Origin of the sequence: Saccharibacillus sacchari (genome assembly GCF_037722395.1) — a bacterium.
Classification (GTDB): Bacteria; Bacillota; Bacilli; order Paenibacillales; family Paenibacillaceae; genus Saccharibacillus; species Saccharibacillus sacchari_A.
The window spans coordinates 108,888-127,008 of record NZ_JBBKAR010000039.1 but is presented as its reverse complement, the minus strand read 5'-3'; the positions used below and the strand labels follow the sequence as shown (position 1 = coordinate 127,008).

Genomic DNA, 18,121 nt, shown 5'->3' with positions numbered 1-18,121 from the left:
GGAGGAGAGAATCTTGACGGGACTCCGCAAACTTCAAAAGCGACTGCCGAAAAGTATTTTTGTCAAGCTATCGGCTGCGTTTATTTTGGTCGGATTGGTGCCTTTGTTCGCGCTCAGCTTGTTTTCTGTCCAAACCTTTTCCAATTATGTGGTTCGCTATACGACAGGCAATTTGCAGCAGATGATTATGTATATGAGCTATAACCTGGACACGGCGTTCCGGCAGTATGACGACATTTCCAAGCTGATGTATACCGGGCGTTACGAAGGTTTTTCAGAGACGATGAGCCGCAATCAGACGTATAACGTGAACGAGTTGGAGCAGATTAACGAAGCGCCGATCGATTCGTTTCTGAAAACGGTTCTCTATAGCGACACGTATATTACGGCGGCTTATTTTGTGCGCCAGATGGATGGTAATCTCTATTATCAGGATCGCGAAAACCATGCGCTGCAAATCGACCTTCTACCGCTGGAGCAACGGCAAACGGATATGGAACCGCAGCCCAATCGTCTGGCGATTTTTCCGGCGCATAAGGATACGTACTTTGTCGGCTCGACGCGCGAAGTGTTTACGGTGGCCCGTAATCTGATTGACACGTCAGGTACGCTCAACCGCGAACCCAAGGTGGTCGGGACCCTGTTTTTTGACGTGGATACTTCTTTGTTCCGACAGTTTTCCGGCGAGTTGGCATTAGGGGAGCAAGATGAGCTGGTGTTGGTTGACGGTGAACGCGAACTGTTTTTCAGTAAGCAAGGCATAGAAAGCGCGCGATCGATACTCTCCGGCAATCGGAATCGCGAGATGATGGTTTTGGAGGAAAACGTGCCGTATTTGCAGGGAGAATTAATAGCGGGCGTGCACCGTGCGGCGTTGTTCGAACAGCTTTTTTCCGCACGGACAACCGTGTATTTGGCGATCTTGATCGGTGCTGCTGCTCTTGTTACGGTAGGAGCCTGGTTCTCGCGACGTCTATCTGCCCCGATCCGCAGGCTGATGAAGCAGATGGCCATTGTCGAGTCCGGGCGTCTGGAACCGATGCCTCCGCCGCGGAGCGAGGACGAGATCGGTCGGCTGACGCATAGCTTCAATACGATGGTCGAACGTCTGCAAACCCATATCGAGCAAGCGTACGTCGCTCAGATTAAGCAAAAGCAAACCGAACTCAGCGCGCTGAAAAGCCAGATCCGCCCGCACTATTTGTACAACACGCTGGAAGTGATCCGCATGAACGCGGTAGACAAAGAAGCCGACGAAGTCGCCGATATGATCCATTCGCTGGCGAACCAGTTGAAGTACGTTATCGACTACGGCGAAGAGCGTGTAAGCTTGGCGCAAGAGATTGAGCATCTTCAAGACTACTTCTATATCATCTCTGTACGCTACGATAACCGGTATACGCTTCGTTTCGAAATTTCGCCGGAGGTGGAGGTCGGTTGGCCCGTCGTGAAGCTCTGCCTTCAACCTATCGTGGAAAATGCGATCCAACATGGCCTGCGCAAAAGTAAAAAAGGCACGGTTCTGATTGCGGCAGCTGTTCAAAACAACGATTTGCATATTACGGTTCACGACGACGGCTCCGGTATGAGTGCCGAAACGCTGTTTGCTATTGAACAGGTCTTGGACGCTCCTTCTATGCCCGGCCGTTCGATCGGTCTAAAAAATGTCCATGAACGTATCCGCTCCCAATACGGCGAAGCCTACGGGCTCTCCGTCACCAGCCGCGAAGGCGTCGGAACTTCCGTCCTTTTGCGTTTTCCTATCGCTGATTGAGAAGGGGAAAGGAACGGATTTTTGCCGTTTCTTAGATTGCCTTCGAAAGTTACTTTAGCGGGGGGAAGCGAGAAGACTCCGAGAAAAATTCGTTCAAAACGCTGTCTCACTTGGAAAACCGGATTTGAATTTGAATAGGTTGTTTTTCAAGTTCAAAGGCGTTTTTCACTGAATTTTTCTCTCCGTCTTGTCGCTTCCAGCTACGTTGGGCTTTCTTGGCACTCCAAGGAACGGCTTGTCGCCGTTCCTTTTTGTTTTTTTTATTAAGATCGACTTGCTTGAACGCCTCTCCAAAAAACTTTCCAGATATCGTCTAGCAAGTCCGTTCACTGCTGCGTCGCCGCGTCCAGTTTGGACGTGTCGAGAAAGTTCAACGTAACTGGAAGCCAGAAAGCGGAGAGAGAAATTCAGTGAAAAACGCCTTTGAACTCGGAAAGATCCATTATTCAAATCCAATTCAACTTTCCGAGTGAGACAGCGTTTTGAACGAATTTCTCTCGTAGCTTTCTGGCTTCCCGCACTTACGTAACTTTCGAAGGCAATCTGGGCAGCTTACATAGCCGCTCTTTTTCGTATGCTTAAGTTTTCCTCATATCATGCTTAAAAAACATCATTCATCCCTGTAAATATCAATGCTATTCTAAATCCAGAAAGCGCTTACCCAATCTGTAGGATATCGAAAGGGGATCAGATACGTGATAAAACCCAAAACAAAAGGATGGTTCGCCGTCACCCTCGCCGCGTCGCTATTACTCAGCGCCTGCGGTTCAAGCCCGGGCGATACGCAAGCAACAAGCGGTGCCGCATCAAGCGACGAAGGCGGAGAAAAAGTCAGCTTTACGCTCGGCTACGCTTCCGGCGATCCGGCTGCCCGCAAAGCGATCAGCGATACCGTGCAGCGCTTCATGGACGAAAATCCGAATATCGAAATCAAAGACATTAGCGACAATTCGGCAAGCTCTTACTTGGACTGGTTAAAAACGAAAGACGCCGTAGGCGAGTTCCCCGACCTGGTCGAGATGCGGGATACCGAAGTGTTCGCGGATGCCGGCAAGATCGTCGAACTTCCGTCGGATTTGCTGGAATTGTTCGAATCGCCGCCGGAAGTCGAAGGCAAAGTATGGAACGCGCCGCTTGCGCTCAACGTGCCGCAGGGCATCATTTACAGTAAAAAAGCTTACGCGGACGCAGGCGTTACCGATCTACCGAAAACATATGACGAATTTCTTGCCGTTCAGGAAAAGCTGAAAGCCAGCGGCATCAGTCCTTTGGTCGTCGGCGGCAAAGACATTTTCCATATGGGATTTTGGGTGAACAAATTCCTGATCGACGACGTGTACGCGCAGGACCCGGACTGGAACTCCAAAAAGACGGCTAAGGAAGTCGCTTTCGCCGACGAGAATGTCGTACAAGCCATGACCGATTTCAAATTCCTGTTCCAAAATTACGTGGATAAAGGCTGGCTCAGCACGCCGGATAATCAGACCGCTTCGATCCTCGTGTCCGGCAAAGCGGCTCAACTGTTCTCCGGAACGTGGATGTTCTCGCAGATCGAAGAAGCCGATCCGAACTTCGAATACGGATTTTACGCGGTGCCGGACCGCGAAGGCCATGTGAACATCATCGGGCTGCCTTCCCCGGCGGGCTGGACGTTATCAGCCGAAGCGGCCAAAGACCCGGCCAAAACGGACGCGATCAAATCGTTTATCCGTTACTTTTTCGAACCGGAGCAGTATTCGCTGTACCTGGCCAGTTTGAACGGCATCCCGTCGACGAAAGAAAAAGTGGAATACGAAGCCAGCCCGGCTATGCAGTCGGCGCTTGATCTGATGAACGATCCCGACGTCACCAAGTCGCTCGCGATCAACAACTGGTGGGGCGACAATCTGATCCCGCCGCAGTTCCGCAACTGGTTCTACAAAAAGCTGCAAGAAATGGTGGTCGGAGACGGAGACGTGGCCGACTACATGAAGCAGATCGATACCGAATACGACGCTCAAGTCAAAGCCAATTCGATGTAACGGATACTCGCAGACCAAAAGGAGGGAGAGCGTATGGGCACTCCGGCTTCGACGGCGGGACTGCAAGTGAAAAGCAAGTCCCGCCGCAAAAAATCCAAAGCGAACTCGTTCGCGTTACTTTTTATCCTGCCGTCCTTGGTGTTATATACGCTGTTCGTGATCGTGCCGACGCTCGGCAGCGTGTACTTAAGCTTTACGTCGTGGGACGGGATTAGCGAAGAGGTTCGATTTATCGGGCTCGCCAACTTCGCGGAGATCTGGCAAAGTCCGCGCGTCCATAATGCGTTAAAAAACACGCTTATACTCACCGTAAGCCTGGTACTGCTGGAAAATATTGCGGCGATCGCGATGGCGCTGATGGTGGATCGCGTGCGCTGGTTCAAAAATCTGTTCCGCAGTCTGTTCTATTTTCCGACGCTGCTTAGCGGAGTAGTGATGGGCTTTGTCTGGGCGATGATCCTGAACTACAACTTCGGCGTATTCAACCAGATTCTGAATGCGGTCGGACTCGGCGCTTGGGCGATCGATTGGCTCGGCAATCCGGATTACGCGATGGTATCGATCATTTTGTCCACGGTATGGAAAGGCGCCGGCTATTACATGATTATCTATCTCGCCGGATTGCAGGGCATCCCCGCCGAGCTGTCCGAAGCGGCGAATATCGACGGGGCGAGCGGTTGGCAGCAGTTCCGGTTTATTACGTTTCCGCTGCTGGCCGGATCGCTGACCGTTTGCATGGTGCTGTCCACGATCAGCGCGCTGAAGATTTTCGACCAGATCGCGGTCATGACGGACGGAGGTCCCGGCTTTGCTACCGAGACGCTGACGTATATCATCTACAAAGTCGGCTTCGGCGAGTTGCGGCAAGGTTTCGGAACGGCGCTGGCTTTGGTTCTGTTCGTGCTGATCCTGATCGTCACGGTTATTCAAGTCCAAATTTTGCGGAAAAGGGAGGTCCGGTACTGATGAAAGAATCGACGCGCAAACGGGTCGGGGAAGCCGCGCTTTTTTTGATCACTTTGCTGGTCGCTCTGCTGTTCTTTTTCCCGATCCTGTTCAACCTGATGTCCGCATTCAAAAGCAACGGCGAGATCATGCGGGACGCGATCGCTTTTCCGACGTCTTTTTACTTGGAAAACTTCCGTTACCTGCTCACCGAAACCGAATTTCCGCGAGCGATCCTGAACAGCCTGATTCTGACTTCGGTGTCGATCCTGCTGCAAATTCTGATCATTCCGATGGCCGGCTACGCGATTGAGCGCAGGCAGGCCAGATGGACGAATTTCGTTTTCCTGTACTTCCTGGCCGGAATGATGATTCCTTTTCAAGCGTACATGATTCCTTTGTTCAAAGAACTGAAGCTGCTGGGTCTGTACGGAAGTCTGGCGGGTCCGATCCTGATCTATATCGCGGGCGCGGTCGGATTCGGCTGCCTGCTGTATACCAGTTTCGTCAAAGGCATCCCCAAAGAAGTCGAAGAAGCGGCGGAGATCGACGGCTGCGGACGCTACGGCATCTTTTGGAAAATCGTTTTCCCGCTGCTCGGTCCGGTCACGGCCAGCATGGTTGTATTGAACGGTCTGGGCATCTGGAACGACTTTCTGCTGCCGATGCTGGCTTTGCCTTCCGGCGAACCGAAAACGATGGTCGTGGAAATCTACCGTTATATCGGGGAATTTTCTTCGAGATGGGACATGATCTTCGCGGGCACCGCTTTGTCGGTCGTACCGGTGCTGGTCGTATTCGTTTTCATGCAAAAGTATTTCGTCAAAGGCATTTCGTCGGGAGCGACGAAAGGCTAAATTTATATTGAAAAATCGAATTACACATGGAGGATATTCGTCAATGAGCCGTATCGTAAATCCGATTTTGCCGGGTTTTCATCCCGATCCTTCGTTTCTTCGGGTAGGGGACGATTATTATATTGCGACGTCGACTTTCGAATGGATGCCGGGCGTGCAGATTCATCATTCCCGGGATCTGGTCCATTGGAGATTGGCGACGCGAGTGTTGACGGAAGAGTGCGGGATCGATTTTCGGGGCAGCCCGCCTTCCGGTTCGATCTGGGCGCCGGCTCTTTCTTACTCGCAAGGAACGTTTTATCTGCTGTTTACCAATGTCAGGTCGCGTGGGCGAAATCATAAAGACCTGCATAATTACGTGACGACTTCTGCCTCGATTGAGGGACCGTGGAGTCTGCCGGCTCGGTTAAACGGCAGCGGATTCGATCCGTTTTTGTTCCATGATGAAGACGGGCGGAAATGGCTGCTGAATATGCGCTGGGATTTTCGCCGCAGCCATTCCAATTTTGCCGGGATCGTGATGCAGGAGTTTGACCCCGTTGGAAATCGTCTTGTTGGACAAGTGCTCGACCTATACTCGGGAACGCCTACGGGAGTAACGGAAGGGCCGCAACTGTTCAAAAAAGACGGATGGTACTACTTGATGACCGCCGAAGGCGGCACGGGGATTCGGCATCAGATTACGCTTGCGCGAAGCCGAACGCTGCAAGGTCCTTACGCAACCGATCCGAACTACCCGTTGATGTGTACCGCGGCTTCGCCGGAATATCCGTTGCAGCAGGCCGGGCACGGATCGTTGGTGCAGACTCGGCACGGAGAATGGTGGTTGGCGCATCTGTGCACGAGACCGCTGCCCGGCGGTACCCGGCTAAGCAGTCCGTTAGGCCGGGAAACGGCGCTGCAACGCTGCGTATGGACCGAAGACGGTTGGCTAAGGCTTGCGCACGGAGGACGGCTGCCCGCGCTGGAGATCGAAGCTCCCGATCTTGCCGCATATCCTTTTTCCGAAGAAAAGAACAGGGATGATTTCGATCAAAAAGAATGGCGAACCGTCTACCAAAGTCTGCGTGCTCCGATCGGCTCCGATTGGGCAAGCCTTGAAGAACGGCCCGGCTGGCTCAAGCTTCGCGGGCGGGAATCTCTCGTATCCATGTATGATCAGAGTCTGATTGCCCGTCCAATCGCGCATTTCCGCTGCCGGATCGAGACGAAGTTGGAATTCTGCCCCGAAAGCTTTTTCGAAATGGCGGGATTGGTGTGTTACTACGACGATGCAGACTACTATTATTTACGGGTCACTTATGACGAAATTCGGGGAATCACGCTCGGCGTCGTATGCTCCAGAGCAGGTGTTTACGACGAATTCGGCGATATGGAAATTGCGGCGGGGGATTGGGAATGCTTTTATCTGCGGGCCGTGATCGACGGATGCGCATTGACTTTCTTCGCTTCGCCAGACGGTTCGCATTGGATCGCGGTCAGTCCGGAATTGGACTTCGGCACGTTGTCCGACGAGTACGGCGGGAAACTGGGTTTTACCGGATCGTTCGTCGGACTATGCGCGCAAGACTTGGATCGGCAAAGCCGGGAAGCCTGGTTCGATTATTTCGAATACACCGACTTTGACCCAGAAGAAAACAAACGGTCGATTAAGGAGGATCGGACAAGATGCAGGAAGAACGACAAGAACGACAAGAACGATTAAACGAAACGGAACGCGCCTGGCTGAACGACATAGGCAGCAAAATCGAAACAAAAATGAAAGCGCAAGTGCAGCGGATCGGCTCTAAAATTCCGTATATTCCGCAGAACGGCCGATACGTCGAAGACAAAGCCGAAACGGATATCTACTGGTGGACAAACGGATTCTGGCCGGGCATGCTGTGGCAGATGTACCGGGCGACTGGCGAAGAAGCCTATCGGCAGGCGGCGGAAAAACTCGAAGAAAAACTCGACCGCGCACTCGAAGGTTACGAAGGATTGCATCACGACGTCGGCTTTATGTGGCTACATTCGGCGGTAGCGAATTATCGGTTGACCGGAAATCCACGTTCGCGCACAAGAGGGCTGCATGCCGCAAATCTGCTGGCGGGTCGATATAATCCGCGCGGTCGCTTTATCCGGGCTTGGAACGAAGATTGCACCGGTTGGATCATCGTCGACTGCCTGATGAATCTGCCGTTGCTGTATTGGGCCGGGCGCGAAACAAATGATCCGAGGTTTGCCGCAATCGCGAAAGACCACACCGATACTTCTTTGATCCATCTGCTGCGTCCGGACGGTTCGTCCAATCATATCGCGGTACTGGACCCGAATAACGGCGAGCTGATCGAAACGCCGGGCGGGCAAGGATACGAATCCGGTTCGGCCTGGTCGAGAGGACAAGCTTGGGCGCTGTACGGGACGGCGCTAGGTTATGTGCATACAGGCGAAGACCGCTATTTGCAGGCATCCAAACGAACCGCGCATTATTTTCTGGCTAACGTTGCCGCGACGGATTTCGTTCCGTTGATCGATTTCCGCGCGCCGTCCGAGCCGATCGGATTCGATACGACAGCAGGGGCTTGCGCCGCTTGCGGATTGTTGGAATTGGCCGACATCGTAGGCGAGCATGAAAAAGAGTTATACCTGCGCGGCGCGATCCGGATTCTTCAAGCGATCGATCGGCGCTACTGCGATTGGAACCCGGAACGCGATTCGATCGTTTCGCACGGAAGCGGTTCTTACCACGGGCGCAACGATTACGAAGTGCCGATTATTTACGGGGATTATTTTTTGATCGAAGCGGTACTGCGGTTGCAGGGGCGAGATCTGAGAATATGGGGATTGTGAACAATCATACACGTTCAAATACACGAATTACGATCAATGTGAAAAAAAGTGCTTGAAATCACAAGTCGCTTATTCAACCCTCCCTATACTAAAAAAGAACAAGGCGCCGCGGTTAATCGCCTTACCAATCTTATTTTTCAAGCCTATAGGGAGGCCAACCATATGACAACTGCAACTGTAAATGAAAACACTTGGGTATCCGATATCGTGAGCGAAATGCCGCGCACCGGCGATCTGTTCCGCGAGCTGCGCATCGACTTCTGCTGCGGAGGGAAAATGCCGCTTCAGCAAGCTGCGCAGGAACGCGGACTCGATACAGCCGAAGTGCTGGGCCGCATCGAACAGATCGCCCAGGAAGAAGCGCTGCGTCAGGAAATGAAGCCGTCTTCGCTGGAACCCGATGCGCTGATCGCTCATATTCAACAAAGATATCATGCCACGCTGCGCGAAGAACTTCCTGCACTGACGCCTTACGTGACCAAGCTCGCCCGCGTACACGGCGGAAATCGCCCGTACCTGCTCCGCGTTCAGGAAATCTTTTCGTTGTTGAAAAAAGAACTGCTTGAGCACACCGAAGACGAAGATCAAACGGTGTTCCCGCTGCTGACAAGCTACTTCGCTTCGCCTTCGTCGGAAGGCGCAGAAGCACTCAAGCCGCATCTGTCGGAGCTGGAAAGCGAGCATGAAGCCGCAGGGAATCTGCTCAAAGAACTGCGCGAGATCACCAGCGACTTCGTCCCTCCGATCGACGCCTGCGGCACGCACCGTTTGGTTCTGAACCGTCTGGAAGCATTGGAAAAAGATACGTTCGAGCATATCCATTTGGAAAACAACGTGTTGTTCGATCAAGCTCGAAAAGCGATCTGATCCAACAGCAGCAAGCTTCAGTAAACGCAAAGCGTCTTTTTTGTGCCTTTTGTCTGCCGCATGTATATCCGCATAACGAAAAGACTCCGCGAACGCTCGCGGAGTCTTTGTTTGCATGTCGTTTAATTCAAATGTTTATCTTTTGCGGATACGTGCACCGCGTTGGATCATGGGCTTGCGATCGGATGCGTTTTATAGATTCGAATACACAGAAACTCAGACGCTGCGCACCAACATCGACTTATGATGCGAGAACGTCTCAAAGCTTTGTTTGCCGTGGTACGAACCCATGCCGCTTTCGCCGACGCCGCCGAACGGCAGCTCATGCGAACTCATATGCAGCAGCGTTTCGTTCACGCAGCCGCCGCCGAAAGACACGGTGTTCAGCACCGTATCCTGTATCTGTTGATCGCGGGTGAAGAGGTAGAGAGCGAGCGGTTTCGGACGATCCGTGATCTTTTCCAATACTTCGTCAAGGTCGGTATACGTAATCACGGGCAAGATCGGACCGAAGATTTCTTCCTGCATCACGGGCGAATCCCAAGTGATCCCTTGCAGCAGCGTAGGCTCGATTATAAATTGTTCGCGCTCCGAACGTCCGCCGAGCAGAATCTCGCCATTGTCCAAAAATTTGCTCAACCGATCGAAGTTTTTGGCGTTGACGATATGCGGGAAATCGGGATTTTGCATCACGTCTTTGCCGTATTTGTCCGCGATCTCCAGTTGAATCACATGCAGCAGTTCGTCGCGGACGTCTTCGTGCACCAGCAGATAGTCCGGCGCGACGCAAGTTTGTCCGGCGTTCAGGAACTTGCCTCGGACCAGGCTTTGAGCGGCGCGCGGCAGATTGGCATCTTTATGCACGATCGCCGGGCTTTTGCCGCCCAGTTCCAGCGTCGTCGGCGTCAGATGCTCGGCCGCGGCGCGCATGACGACTTTGCCGACCGGCGTGCTGCCCGTGAAAAAGATATAGTCGAATTTCTCGCGCAGCAGCTCCGTACTGGTCTGCACTTCGCCTTCCATGACCGCCACGAATTCGTCCGGGAAGCAATCGCGGATCAGGTCGGCACTGAGTTTCGAGACGTTCGGCGTCAGTTCGGAAGGCTTCAGCACGGCCGTATTGCCTGCGGAGATCGCGCCGATCAGCGGGGAAAAAGCAAGCTGGAACGGATAGTTCCACGGCGCGATGACCAGCGTTACGCCGTAAGGTTCGGGATGGATGGTGCTGGTTCCGCCCGGAATCTGATCCGATGTCGGCACGACGCGCGGCGCGGCCCATTGCTCCAGATGTTCCAGCGTGTAATCGAGTTCGCCGAGCACCAGACGGATCTCGGAGCTGTACGCTTCGGCTTCCGATTTGTTCAGGTCGGCGCGCAAGGCGTCGAGAATGCGTTGATGGTAGTCTTCGATGCCTTTACGCAGCGTACGGAGCGCTTCGATACGGTAAGCGAGCGATTTCGTTTGTCCGGTACGGAAAAAGCGGCGCTGTTTCGATACCAGTTGTTGGGCGTTCAAAGAGGTCGTAGTCATATCATTTCTCTCCCGTTCATTTATATTTGCAAACATTTAATTGCGTTCAACTCATAGTTCACAGTATAGTCTTTGCCCAATTGTGCTACAATAGCCATCAGTTACACGAATGCGGCTTATGCCACATTTGAGGCAATATTGGGGTTTATATAGATCGAAATAAGGAGGAAACTATGCCTTTTAGCTCCAACCCACCCGAACGGCTGGACCCGAGAGTGACGCGGACGCGAAAAATGCTGCGGGATGCGCTGATTATGCTGCTCAAAGAAAAGTCGTACGAGCGAATCACGATTGCGGACATTACCGAGCGGGCGACCGTGAACCGCAAAACCTTTTACCTCCATTACGAAACGAAAGACCATCTGCTGCAAAGCGTGACGGATAGCATTCTGGATGAACTGTTCGGCGAAGCCAGAGCGGAGCAGCCGATGAATCTGTCGATCGACGAGATGCAGAGTTATATCGCCGGACGGATTTTCGCGTATGTCAAAAAGCACCGCACGTTTTTCGAAGTAATGTTCGAGCGCAAAGCGATGACGGACTTCGTGCAGTACATGAAGCGGTACTTCGCGCGTTTTTATGAAGAGAAATTCGCCGATCTTGACGAAAGCCGGCTTCCGGTGCAAAAAGACGTGATCGCCAGCTATATCGGTTCGGCCTACGTCGGCGTGATCCACGGCTGGCTGAACGACGGGATGCGGCAGTCGCCGGAAGAGATGACGCGGCAAATGATTTTGCTTAATTTGCAAGGCCCAATTCAAACGGTGAAAAATTCACAATAGAAAAAGAAAAAATAAAAAGCAGAAAAACGTCTCCCGTAACCAAAGCTCGGTTGGAGGCGTTTTGTGATTATAGCGTTTTGCTGCAAAGTTGCTATCTATCAATGATCGATTAAAGGAGGCCTTTATGCGGCTAAAAGAGTTAAAAAATATGATGCTGATCCCCGACCGGTAAATGATGATCAATCGTTTGGTCAAAATCCAAGATACCGATATGCTATTGATTTCGATCACTTCGGAAAACGGGATACATAAACTGTGGACACTGCGCATATTGCCGGAACGTTCGGATGAAGAAGAATGTTCAGAAGAATCGGTTTACGAATCGGAAAGAAGCCTTTCGAATCGAGAAAGAATACAGCGGGAGCTGCAAGAAGAATCGGCTCGCGGCGTTCAAGGAAATTTTATCTCCCAACTCACCATTCAAGGCCAGACCATGACTTTTATCTCTTCGGAATCGGCTTATTACAGAGAAGAAGAGTACAGAGCCTACATGAAACTGCAATATTTTGTTGAAAAAGGGCTGGAACTTGAAAACTTTGCAGACGTCGAATTGAACCGTTTATCTTTAACCTTTTACAAGCAAGACGATTCGGAACCTTTTCCTGATGTAGATGTAAACAAAGAGCTAGATATTACGTTGAAGTTCGATAGTACTGTTCGCCGGGTTCCCATACATACCGAACCGATCGCGCTCGAGTTTGGAGAAGTGGCGAACGGAATCAAACATTCTTTCTATGATCCTTTTCACGATAAAAATCGGTTCTTCTATATCAACGCATTGACACGCTACGATCTTTGGAAAGAAACCGAAAAGCAATTAGAAAAGCCTATACCGGAAGAATTTACGGAAAAGGAATGGCAGCAGTTTAAAGCCCAACAGTTCAGGGCATTGGGAACAGTTTGTTCCAGAAATCAGGATCTCGCTCTTGTCGAATACGAATCCGAAGACAATATCCAACTGAACTTTTACGCTGAACATTATTTGAATGAAAAGCCTGCACCCTCATTCGACAGTATAGGGATGTCTATCCTATTCTCCTCGGACCGTGAATTCGGACACAACGGCTTAAAGAGTCGCACCGACTCGACCGGTCCGGTAGACAAAACGTTTGAAGGGAGTATCGTTATCGAACTGTTGTCTTATTACGTGGAGCTACCGGAAAAAATTATTAAGCTTTAAAAGGATGGTGGAAAAATGACAGTAGTGGGCATATTGGGTGTCGTTCATCATGATGAGTTGCGGAAGCAGACGGGTCTGACCTTGGAACTGATCCGCGAGCTGATTCTGGAATTCGCCCCGGACGTCATCTGCGGAGAAGTGCTTCCGACAAGCTGGGAACGTTACAAGCAAGATCTTAAGGATCGAGGATATTGGGGAGAAGCTCCGAGCGAGTATTATGATCTTGTTTTTGAATTATGTAGGAAGAAAAATATCGCGTTCGAGCCGATCGACTGGGTGGAGCTGGACGTATGGAACGATTTTGATCCTTTTCGGAATTATGCAGGTGAGGATCGCGAGCAATTGGAGCAGCAATCCGAAGAGTTTTGGCAAAAGCAGCTTCAGGGAGCAAAAGAGGGGAGCATTCCGTTCAATACGGCAGCATTCGATGAAGCCACGCGGCTGAAATATGAATGGCTGGAAAAAGTAGACCCGGAAGCCCATGTGTTTCGCTGGGAAGCTCGACATCTGATTATGGTTCAACGAATCAAAAACGCTTTGAAGCGACATCCAGGAAAAAAGATGTTGTGCATCGTGGGAGCTGACCATAATCATGTGCTCGTAGAAATGTTGAACAGAGATCACGAACATCAAATCATTTATCCACTTATATAAAATTATTTAAGGTAGTGAAAAATTCATAATAATAAAACCAAATTCAAAACCGGAAAAAATTGAAACCTCAAACCCATTAAACCAAAAAGCGCAGATTCCCATACCCAAACTGAATCTGCGCTTTTTCTATTGTTTAAACGTTAGGCTTCGAGGAACATCTTCATATCGTCTTCCACGTTCGTAATCCCGGCAATCCCGAAGTTATCAACCAATACCTGAACGACGTTCGGCGAAAGGAAGGCTGGCAGCGTCGGACCGAGATGGATATTTTTCACGCCGAGATGCAGCAGAGCGAGCAGTACAATAACAGCCTTTTGCTCATACCATGCGATATTGTACGAGATCGGCAGATCGTTGATATTCTCCAGGCCGAAGGCTTCCTGAAGCTTCATCGCAATGACGACGAGCGAGTAGGAATCGTTGCATTGTCCGGCATCGAGTACGCGCGGAAGACCGCCGATCTCGCCGAGATCCAGCTTATTGTATTTGTATTTCGCACATCCGGCTGTCATGATGACCGTATCTTGCGGAAGTTCGCGGGCGAAGTCGGTATAGTAGTTACGCGATTTCATCCGTCCGTCGCAACCGGCCATGACGAAGAACTGACGGATCGCGCCTGTCTTCACCGCTTCGACAACCTGATCAGCTACGCTCAACACCGCATGATGCGCGAACCCGCCGACGATTTCGCCGCTTTCGATTTCTGTCGGAGCCGGGCAAAAACGGGCTTGTTCGATCAGCGCGGAAAAGTCTTTATGAGCGCCGTTCTTTCCGTCCGGAATATGCGTCACGCCCGGGAAGCCTGTATTGCCTGTCGTATACAGACGGGCGATATAGCTGTCTTTCGGCGGCACGATGCAGTTGGTCGTCATCAGAATCGGTCCGTTGAACGACTCGAACTCTTTATTTTGCTTCCACCAAGCGTTGCCGTAGTTCCCATAGAAGTGATCGTACTTTTTAAAAGCAGGATAGTAATGGGCGGGCAGCATCTCGCTGTGCGTGTAGATATCAATGCCTTGACCTTCGGTCTGAATCAGCAGCTCTTCCAGATCTTTTAGGTCGTGTCCGCTGATCAGAATACCAGGACGAGTACCGGCTCCGATATTGACTTTCGTCACTTCCGGATTACCGTATGCGCCCGTGTTGGCTTTATCAAGCAGCGCCATCGCATCCACGCCGTATTTGCCTGCTTCGAGATTCAGCGCGACCAGATCTCCGGCTTCCAATGTATCGTCAAGCGTCGCGGCGAGCGCGCGACGGGTGAACGCGTCCAACTCCGGATCGATTTCGCTAAGCTGTCCGGCATGATAGCTGTACGCAGCCATGCCTTTAAGTCCGTAGGTCAGCAGCTCGCGCAGCGAACGAATATCTTCGTTTTCCGTGCGGAGCACGCCGACTGTCCAGGCTTTGCCGTCGAATTCGCTTGTTTCGCCTTCCCAGGTTGCGGCATCCGGCAAGTTGCCTGAAGTCCCCGGGAATTGAGCGTCGCGAAAAGCACGGAGTTCCTCGCGCAGCGCCAACGCCGCCTGATTTTTCGCAATAAAGTAATCCCGGTCGAAGTTGGCGTTCGTAATCGTAGCAAACAGCGAATCCATAATGAACAAAGAAACGCGGCGTTCCAGCGTTGCAGGCATATCCAGATCCAGGCTGAGGAACGAGATCCCTTTTAGCGTGTAGATCAGCAGGTCCATCAGATTGGCGACGTCATGCGGTTTGCCGCAGACGCCCTGAATCGTGCAGCCGGTTCCTTTCGAAGCTTCCTGGCATTGGAAACAGAACATGGAAGGCTGGGTCGCTTCGGTCGTTCGTTTGGATTGAGAATTCATAGTCATGGTCGATTTCCTCCGTTATCAAATGTTGGGGTTTATCGTTTCGCGTAATTTCAAACCTATGTGTTCATTGTAAAAGGTTCAAATTGGAGACTTGTGATTACGCGCACAATAAACCGGACGACTTTGCGAACGGGGAAGCAAGAAGTTTCGGGGGAGTGAAGTTCCTATTCGTTATGGGGAAGGTGAGGGCTGCGGGAGAAATTCGTTCAAGTCGCTGTCTCGCCTGCGCATGATAGAGTTGAACCGATGGTCAACTCTATCATGCGCAGGCTCAAAGGCGCCTTTCACCGAATTTCTCCCTTCGCCCTCGCTTCGCATAAGGATAGGAATCTCCCTCTCGGCTTTTTGCGAGGAAGGAGGGGAGGGGGAAAGAACAAAAAATACCTACAAATATCTATTTGATTTTTGGACTTTCTTTTGTTTTGAGAAAATAAATGTAGATATCCATTTAAATCGGTTCATTTATGGCGGATTGCGTTCTTTTGCTCTAAATAACTGGACATATGCAGGTATTTGGCGGTTAGGGACGTGCAAGTTCGGATTAACTGGAGATATGCAGTTAATTCGAAGGGATGGAGATGACGGCTGGGAAAGTGGCTTCAAAAATATTTTGCTCGGCGTACATCGAATACCAGGTTTCGGCGATGATGTCGGGGTCGCCTTCTGTGCCCGGAGCAATCAGGGTGCCGATCGAGAGGTGGCCGATGTAGATGCCTTTTTCTTTGAGTTCATTGTGCAGGTTGGTAATGTAATTGCGGAGTCCGGACATGGCGATGCCGGCGTTGCCGATCATCGGGATTGGGGCCATGGCGGAGAATCCTGTCGTGAACAGGAAAGCACCGTTGCCTCGGGTCAGCATATCCGGAAGCAGTTCGTTTACAGCGAGAATGGCAGGGAGAACATAAGCGCGAAGCTGAGCTTCGGCGTCTTCCGGGCGTACTTGCAAGGCGTGGACGAAAGTCTCAAAACCCGCATAAGGACTGAATTCGAGCACGTCGATGCTGCCGAAATCCTGTTTCATTTTTTGTAGGGAAGAACGAAGAGCATCCAGGTCGGATACATCGGCGGGATACGCGCGCGCTTCGATGTTCAAAGACTTCAGTTCTTGAACCAATGTATCGAGTTTGGCGGCATTACGGGATAACAAAGCAACGCGGAAGCCTTCGGCTCCAAAGCGTTTTGCAATCGAAAGACCCAGTCCCGGACCGGCTCCGATAATAGCGATGGTTTTCATGTGACAAGCTCCTTTTCAGATGATATATTAAATTAACATGTGTTGCTTTAGTAACCATACCGTGATCAGGCGCGTTCAACAATCGACGATCTGACAGAGTTGTTGCTATAGCAACATTGCGTGCGAATTGTTGGGTGGCGAACAGGAGGAATATGCAGATGGCTACGAAAGTGCAGAATCAACGGGTGACCAACACAAAGCAATCGCTGGTCGATGCGTTTTATAGTTTGATCAATGAGAAAGACTTGGACAAGATGACCATTACCGATCTGACCAGCCGGGCGAAAGTAAATCGGGCGACCTTTTACGCGCATTTTTACGATAAATATCAACTGTTCGAATACATCCACGGCACGTCGGCGGAGAACGTTATCGCTGAGCGTACTTCAGGCAGAATGGCTTTTGACGAAGAAAGTGCCAAGCAGTTGTTCCTCGCCGTATGCGATTATCATCGGAAGCCGGATTTTGAGTGCCGGAGCAGCTATCTGAGCTTTATTCCGCAGATTCAGGAAAAGATGCGTGCAGCACTGAGGGAATATCTGTCTCAAAGTCTGGAAGGATACATGAGCGAAGCGGAGAAAAGTCTGTATGTCCCGGTCTATGCGGCGATGATTCATGAAGCGGGATGTTTGTGGGCGGACGGAAAGGTAGCTCTGGATCAGGATGCAGCGGCGGCGAATGTAGCGAAGTTGGCAATGGGTATAGGGAGGGATTAGATGACAGAGAACTTATACGGTCGCTTTTTGACGATGAATGCCGAGGTTGATGAACTTCTGGTGCTCTGGAGAAACCTGCATGAGGATTACTCACCGGAAGCCAGACGGATTTTTAACGGTCAATCGGATCGATTTTCGCGCGAGATGCTGATTCTGACCAAGGCTTGCGAACGGATTGGTCTGACCGGAACCGGAGAAGAGTATTTTGGGACGGAAAATGACGAGCAACAAATCAAACATTATCCATTAGTTATCAAGGAATCTGCCGAAGAAATCATGAAGCGATATGTGACCTTTTATGTTTTTTGGAGTCGGGAAGAACTTGTTGACCGAATCGCCCGTTTTACCGATCTTTCGCAGAACCTGGAACGCGGCTTGATTCTTTTGAGAACGCTATCTCAAACGTCTGATTTAAACTTGTATTCAGATGAAGCGTTAAATCCTTTATTGAAAGAAGTATCACTTGAACAAGAACGTCTTTTTACAAAAGAACCGACCTTGGTCGTGGCTATGGATTACTCGGATAACGAATATGATTTCTTTGAATTCCGAGAAGATGCGGCCCTTCAGATCCAAGATTTGCGTGATCGTTTTTATACATGGATGTACGACCAAGACGGGATTCATCCTTTTAGGATCGACCATAAGCAATTGTATCAAGGCAATGTCGTGGCAGACGGTTGGTATTATATTCAAGGACACCAAGATTTCGTCGATTGGGTCAATACGCAAATCTATCACGAACCGGTAGGGCGCAAATGCACCGGCACTCCGCACGGACCCCCTATCTTCGAATTATGTTTTTAACCGCGAAAATTTATTTTCACCTTTTGCAACAATCCCGCCTTCCGATTTGTATACGTTATGAAATTCACCATAACCCTTATACAAACGGAG

The 18,121-nt window shown here is 50.8% G+C and carries 15 protein-coding genes; 12 read left to right on the top strand and 3 right to left on the bottom strand.

Going from position 1 to position 18,121, the window contains the following annotated elements; genetic code table 11:
• Positions 1-13: 13 nt before the first annotated feature.
• The 7 genes from WKI47_RS15035 to ric all read left to right on the top strand — a co-directional run bounded on the left by WKI47_RS15035 (position 14) and on the right by ric (position 9,296).
• Positions 14-1,774: a sensor histidine kinase gene (locus tag WKI47_RS15035; protein WP_340227966.1), complete on the top strand. Its 1,761-nt coding sequence runs from the start codon at positions 14-16 to the stop codon at positions 1,772-1,774.
• A gap of 695 nt (positions 1,775-2,469) precedes the next feature.
• On the top strand, positions 2,470-3,795 hold the full coding sequence (locus WKI47_RS15030) for an ABC transporter substrate-binding protein (RefSeq protein WP_340227965.1): 1,326 nt from the start codon (positions 2,470-2,472) through the stop codon (positions 3,793-3,795).
• Between the two features lie 33 nt (positions 3,796-3,828).
• Positions 3,829-4,761, top strand: a complete 933-nt coding sequence (locus tag WKI47_RS15025) for a sugar ABC transporter permease (RefSeq protein ID WP_340227964.1) — start codon at positions 3,829-3,831, stop codon at positions 4,759-4,761.
• Positions 4,761-5,597, top strand: coding sequence for a carbohydrate ABC transporter permease (locus WKI47_RS15020; RefSeq protein WP_340227963.1), 837 nt, complete (start codon positions 4,761-4,763; stop codon positions 5,595-5,597). Before WKI47_RS15025 ends, WKI47_RS15020 begins: the two co-directional genes overlap by 1 nt.
• Before the next feature lie 43 nt (positions 5,598-5,640).
• A complete protein-coding gene (locus WKI47_RS15015; protein WP_340227962.1) occupies positions 5,641-7,302 on the top strand; it encodes a glycoside hydrolase family 43 protein in 1,662 nt (553 codons plus the stop codon).
• Positions 7,266-8,429 (top strand): glycoside hydrolase family 88 protein, encoded by a 1,164-nt coding sequence (locus WKI47_RS15010; RefSeq protein WP_340227961.1) that lies wholly within the window; start codon positions 7,266-7,268, stop codon positions 8,427-8,429. Before WKI47_RS15015 ends, WKI47_RS15010 begins: the two co-directional genes overlap by 37 nt.
• Positions 8,430-8,591: 162 nt before the next feature.
• Positions 8,592-9,296 carry an iron-sulfur cluster repair di-iron protein gene (gene ric, locus WKI47_RS15005; RefSeq protein ID WP_340227960.1) on the top strand — a complete coding sequence of 235 codons (705 nt, stop codon included), beginning with the start codon at positions 8,592-8,594 and terminating at the stop codon, positions 9,294-9,296.
• A gap of 216 nt (positions 9,297-9,512) precedes the next feature.
• Here ric and WKI47_RS15000 read toward each other — a convergent pair whose 3' ends face one another.
• Positions 9,513-10,826, bottom strand: coding sequence for an aldehyde dehydrogenase (locus WKI47_RS15000; RefSeq protein ID WP_340227959.1), 1,314 nt, complete (start codon positions 10,824-10,826; stop codon positions 9,513-9,515).
• Between the two features lie 173 nt (positions 10,827-10,999).
• Here WKI47_RS15000 and WKI47_RS14995 point away from each other — a divergent pair, with 173 nt between their 5' ends.
• The 3 genes from WKI47_RS14995 to WKI47_RS14985 all read left to right on the top strand — a co-directional run bounded on the left by WKI47_RS14995 (position 11,000) and on the right by WKI47_RS14985 (position 13,442).
• Positions 11,000-11,608 carry a TetR/AcrR family transcriptional regulator gene (locus tag WKI47_RS14995; RefSeq protein WP_340227958.1) on the top strand — a complete coding sequence of 203 codons (609 nt, stop codon included), beginning with the start codon at positions 11,000-11,002 and terminating at the stop codon, positions 11,606-11,608.
• Positions 11,609-11,795: 187 nt separating this feature from the next.
• Entirely contained in the window at positions 11,796-12,788 is a 993-nt protein-coding gene (locus WKI47_RS14990; protein WP_340227957.1) for a hypothetical protein, read from the top strand.
• A gap of 15 nt (positions 12,789-12,803) precedes the next feature.
• The gene (locus tag WKI47_RS14985) at positions 12,804-13,442 is read left to right on the top strand and encodes a hypothetical protein (protein ID WP_340227956.1); all 639 of its coding nucleotides are present in this window, start codon (positions 12,804-12,806) and stop codon (positions 13,440-13,442) included.
• 140 nt (positions 13,443-13,582) lie between these two features.
• Here the strand turns inward: WKI47_RS14985 and hcp are convergent, their stop codons facing one another.
• Together hcp and WKI47_RS14975 are read right to left on the bottom strand one after the other, a co-directional pair.
• On the bottom strand, positions 13,583-15,268 hold the full coding sequence (hcp, locus tag WKI47_RS14980; RefSeq protein WP_425355469.1) for a hydroxylamine reductase: 1,686 nt from the start codon (positions 15,266-15,268) through the stop codon (positions 13,583-13,585).
• 565 nt (positions 15,269-15,833) lie between these two features.
• On the bottom strand, positions 15,834-16,508 hold the full coding sequence (locus WKI47_RS14975; protein WP_340227954.1) for an SDR family NAD(P)-dependent oxidoreductase: 675 nt from the start codon (positions 16,506-16,508) through the stop codon (positions 15,834-15,836).
• Positions 16,509-16,666: 158 nt separating this feature from the next.
• Here WKI47_RS14975 and WKI47_RS14970 point away from each other — a divergent pair, with 158 nt between their 5' ends.
• Positions 16,667-17,224 carry a TetR/AcrR family transcriptional regulator gene (locus WKI47_RS14970; RefSeq protein WP_340227953.1) on the top strand — a complete coding sequence of 186 codons (558 nt, stop codon included), beginning with the start codon at positions 16,667-16,669 and terminating at the stop codon, positions 17,222-17,224.
• Between the two features lie 33 nt (positions 17,225-17,257).
• Complete coding sequence (locus WKI47_RS14965) at positions 17,258-18,031, top strand: hypothetical protein (protein WP_340227952.1); 774 nt, start codon at positions 17,258-17,260, stop codon at positions 18,029-18,031.
• The last annotated feature ends 90 nt before the right edge of the window (positions 18,032-18,121 follow it).

Bases quoted from the DNA above. Each gene is read 5' to 3' on its own strand.
- WKI47_RS14970 (WP_340227953.1), top strand. From the start codon at position 16,667: ATGGCTACGAAAGTGCAGAATCAACGGGTGACCAACACAAAGCAATCG.
- WKI47_RS15000 (WP_340227959.1), bottom strand. From the start codon at position 10,826: ATGACTACGACCTCTTTGAACGCCCAACAACTGGTATCGAAACAGCGC.
- WKI47_RS15010 (WP_340227961.1), top strand. From the start codon at position 7,266: ATGCAGGAAGAACGACAAGAACGACAAGAACGATTAAACGAAACGGAA.
- WKI47_RS14965 (WP_340227952.1), top strand. From the start codon at position 17,258: ATGAATGCCGAGGTTGATGAACTTCTGGTGCTCTGGAGAAACCTGCAT.
- WKI47_RS14985 (WP_340227956.1), top strand. From the start codon at position 12,804: ATGACAGTAGTGGGCATATTGGGTGTCGTTCATCATGATGAGTTGCGG.
- ric (WP_340227960.1), top strand. From the start codon at position 8,592: ATGACAACTGCAACTGTAAATGAAAACACTTGGGTATCCGATATCGTG.
- WKI47_RS15015 (WP_340227962.1), top strand. From the start codon at position 5,641: ATGAGCCGTATCGTAAATCCGATTTTGCCGGGTTTTCATCCCGATCCT.
- hcp (WP_425355469.1), bottom strand. From the start codon at position 15,268: ATGAATTCTCAATCCAAACGAACGACCGAAGCGACCCAGCCTTCCATG.
- WKI47_RS14975 (WP_340227954.1), bottom strand. From the start codon at position 16,508: ATGAAAACCATCGCTATTATCGGAGCCGGTCCGGGACTGGGTCTTTCG.
- WKI47_RS15025 (WP_340227964.1), top strand. From the start codon at position 3,829: ATGGGCACTCCGGCTTCGACGGCGGGACTGCAAGTGAAAAGCAAGTCC.
- WKI47_RS15020 (WP_340227963.1), top strand. From the start codon at position 4,761: ATGAAAGAATCGACGCGCAAACGGGTCGGGGAAGCCGCGCTTTTTTTG.
- WKI47_RS14995 (WP_340227958.1), top strand. From the start codon at position 11,000: ATGCCTTTTAGCTCCAACCCACCCGAACGGCTGGACCCGAGAGTGACG.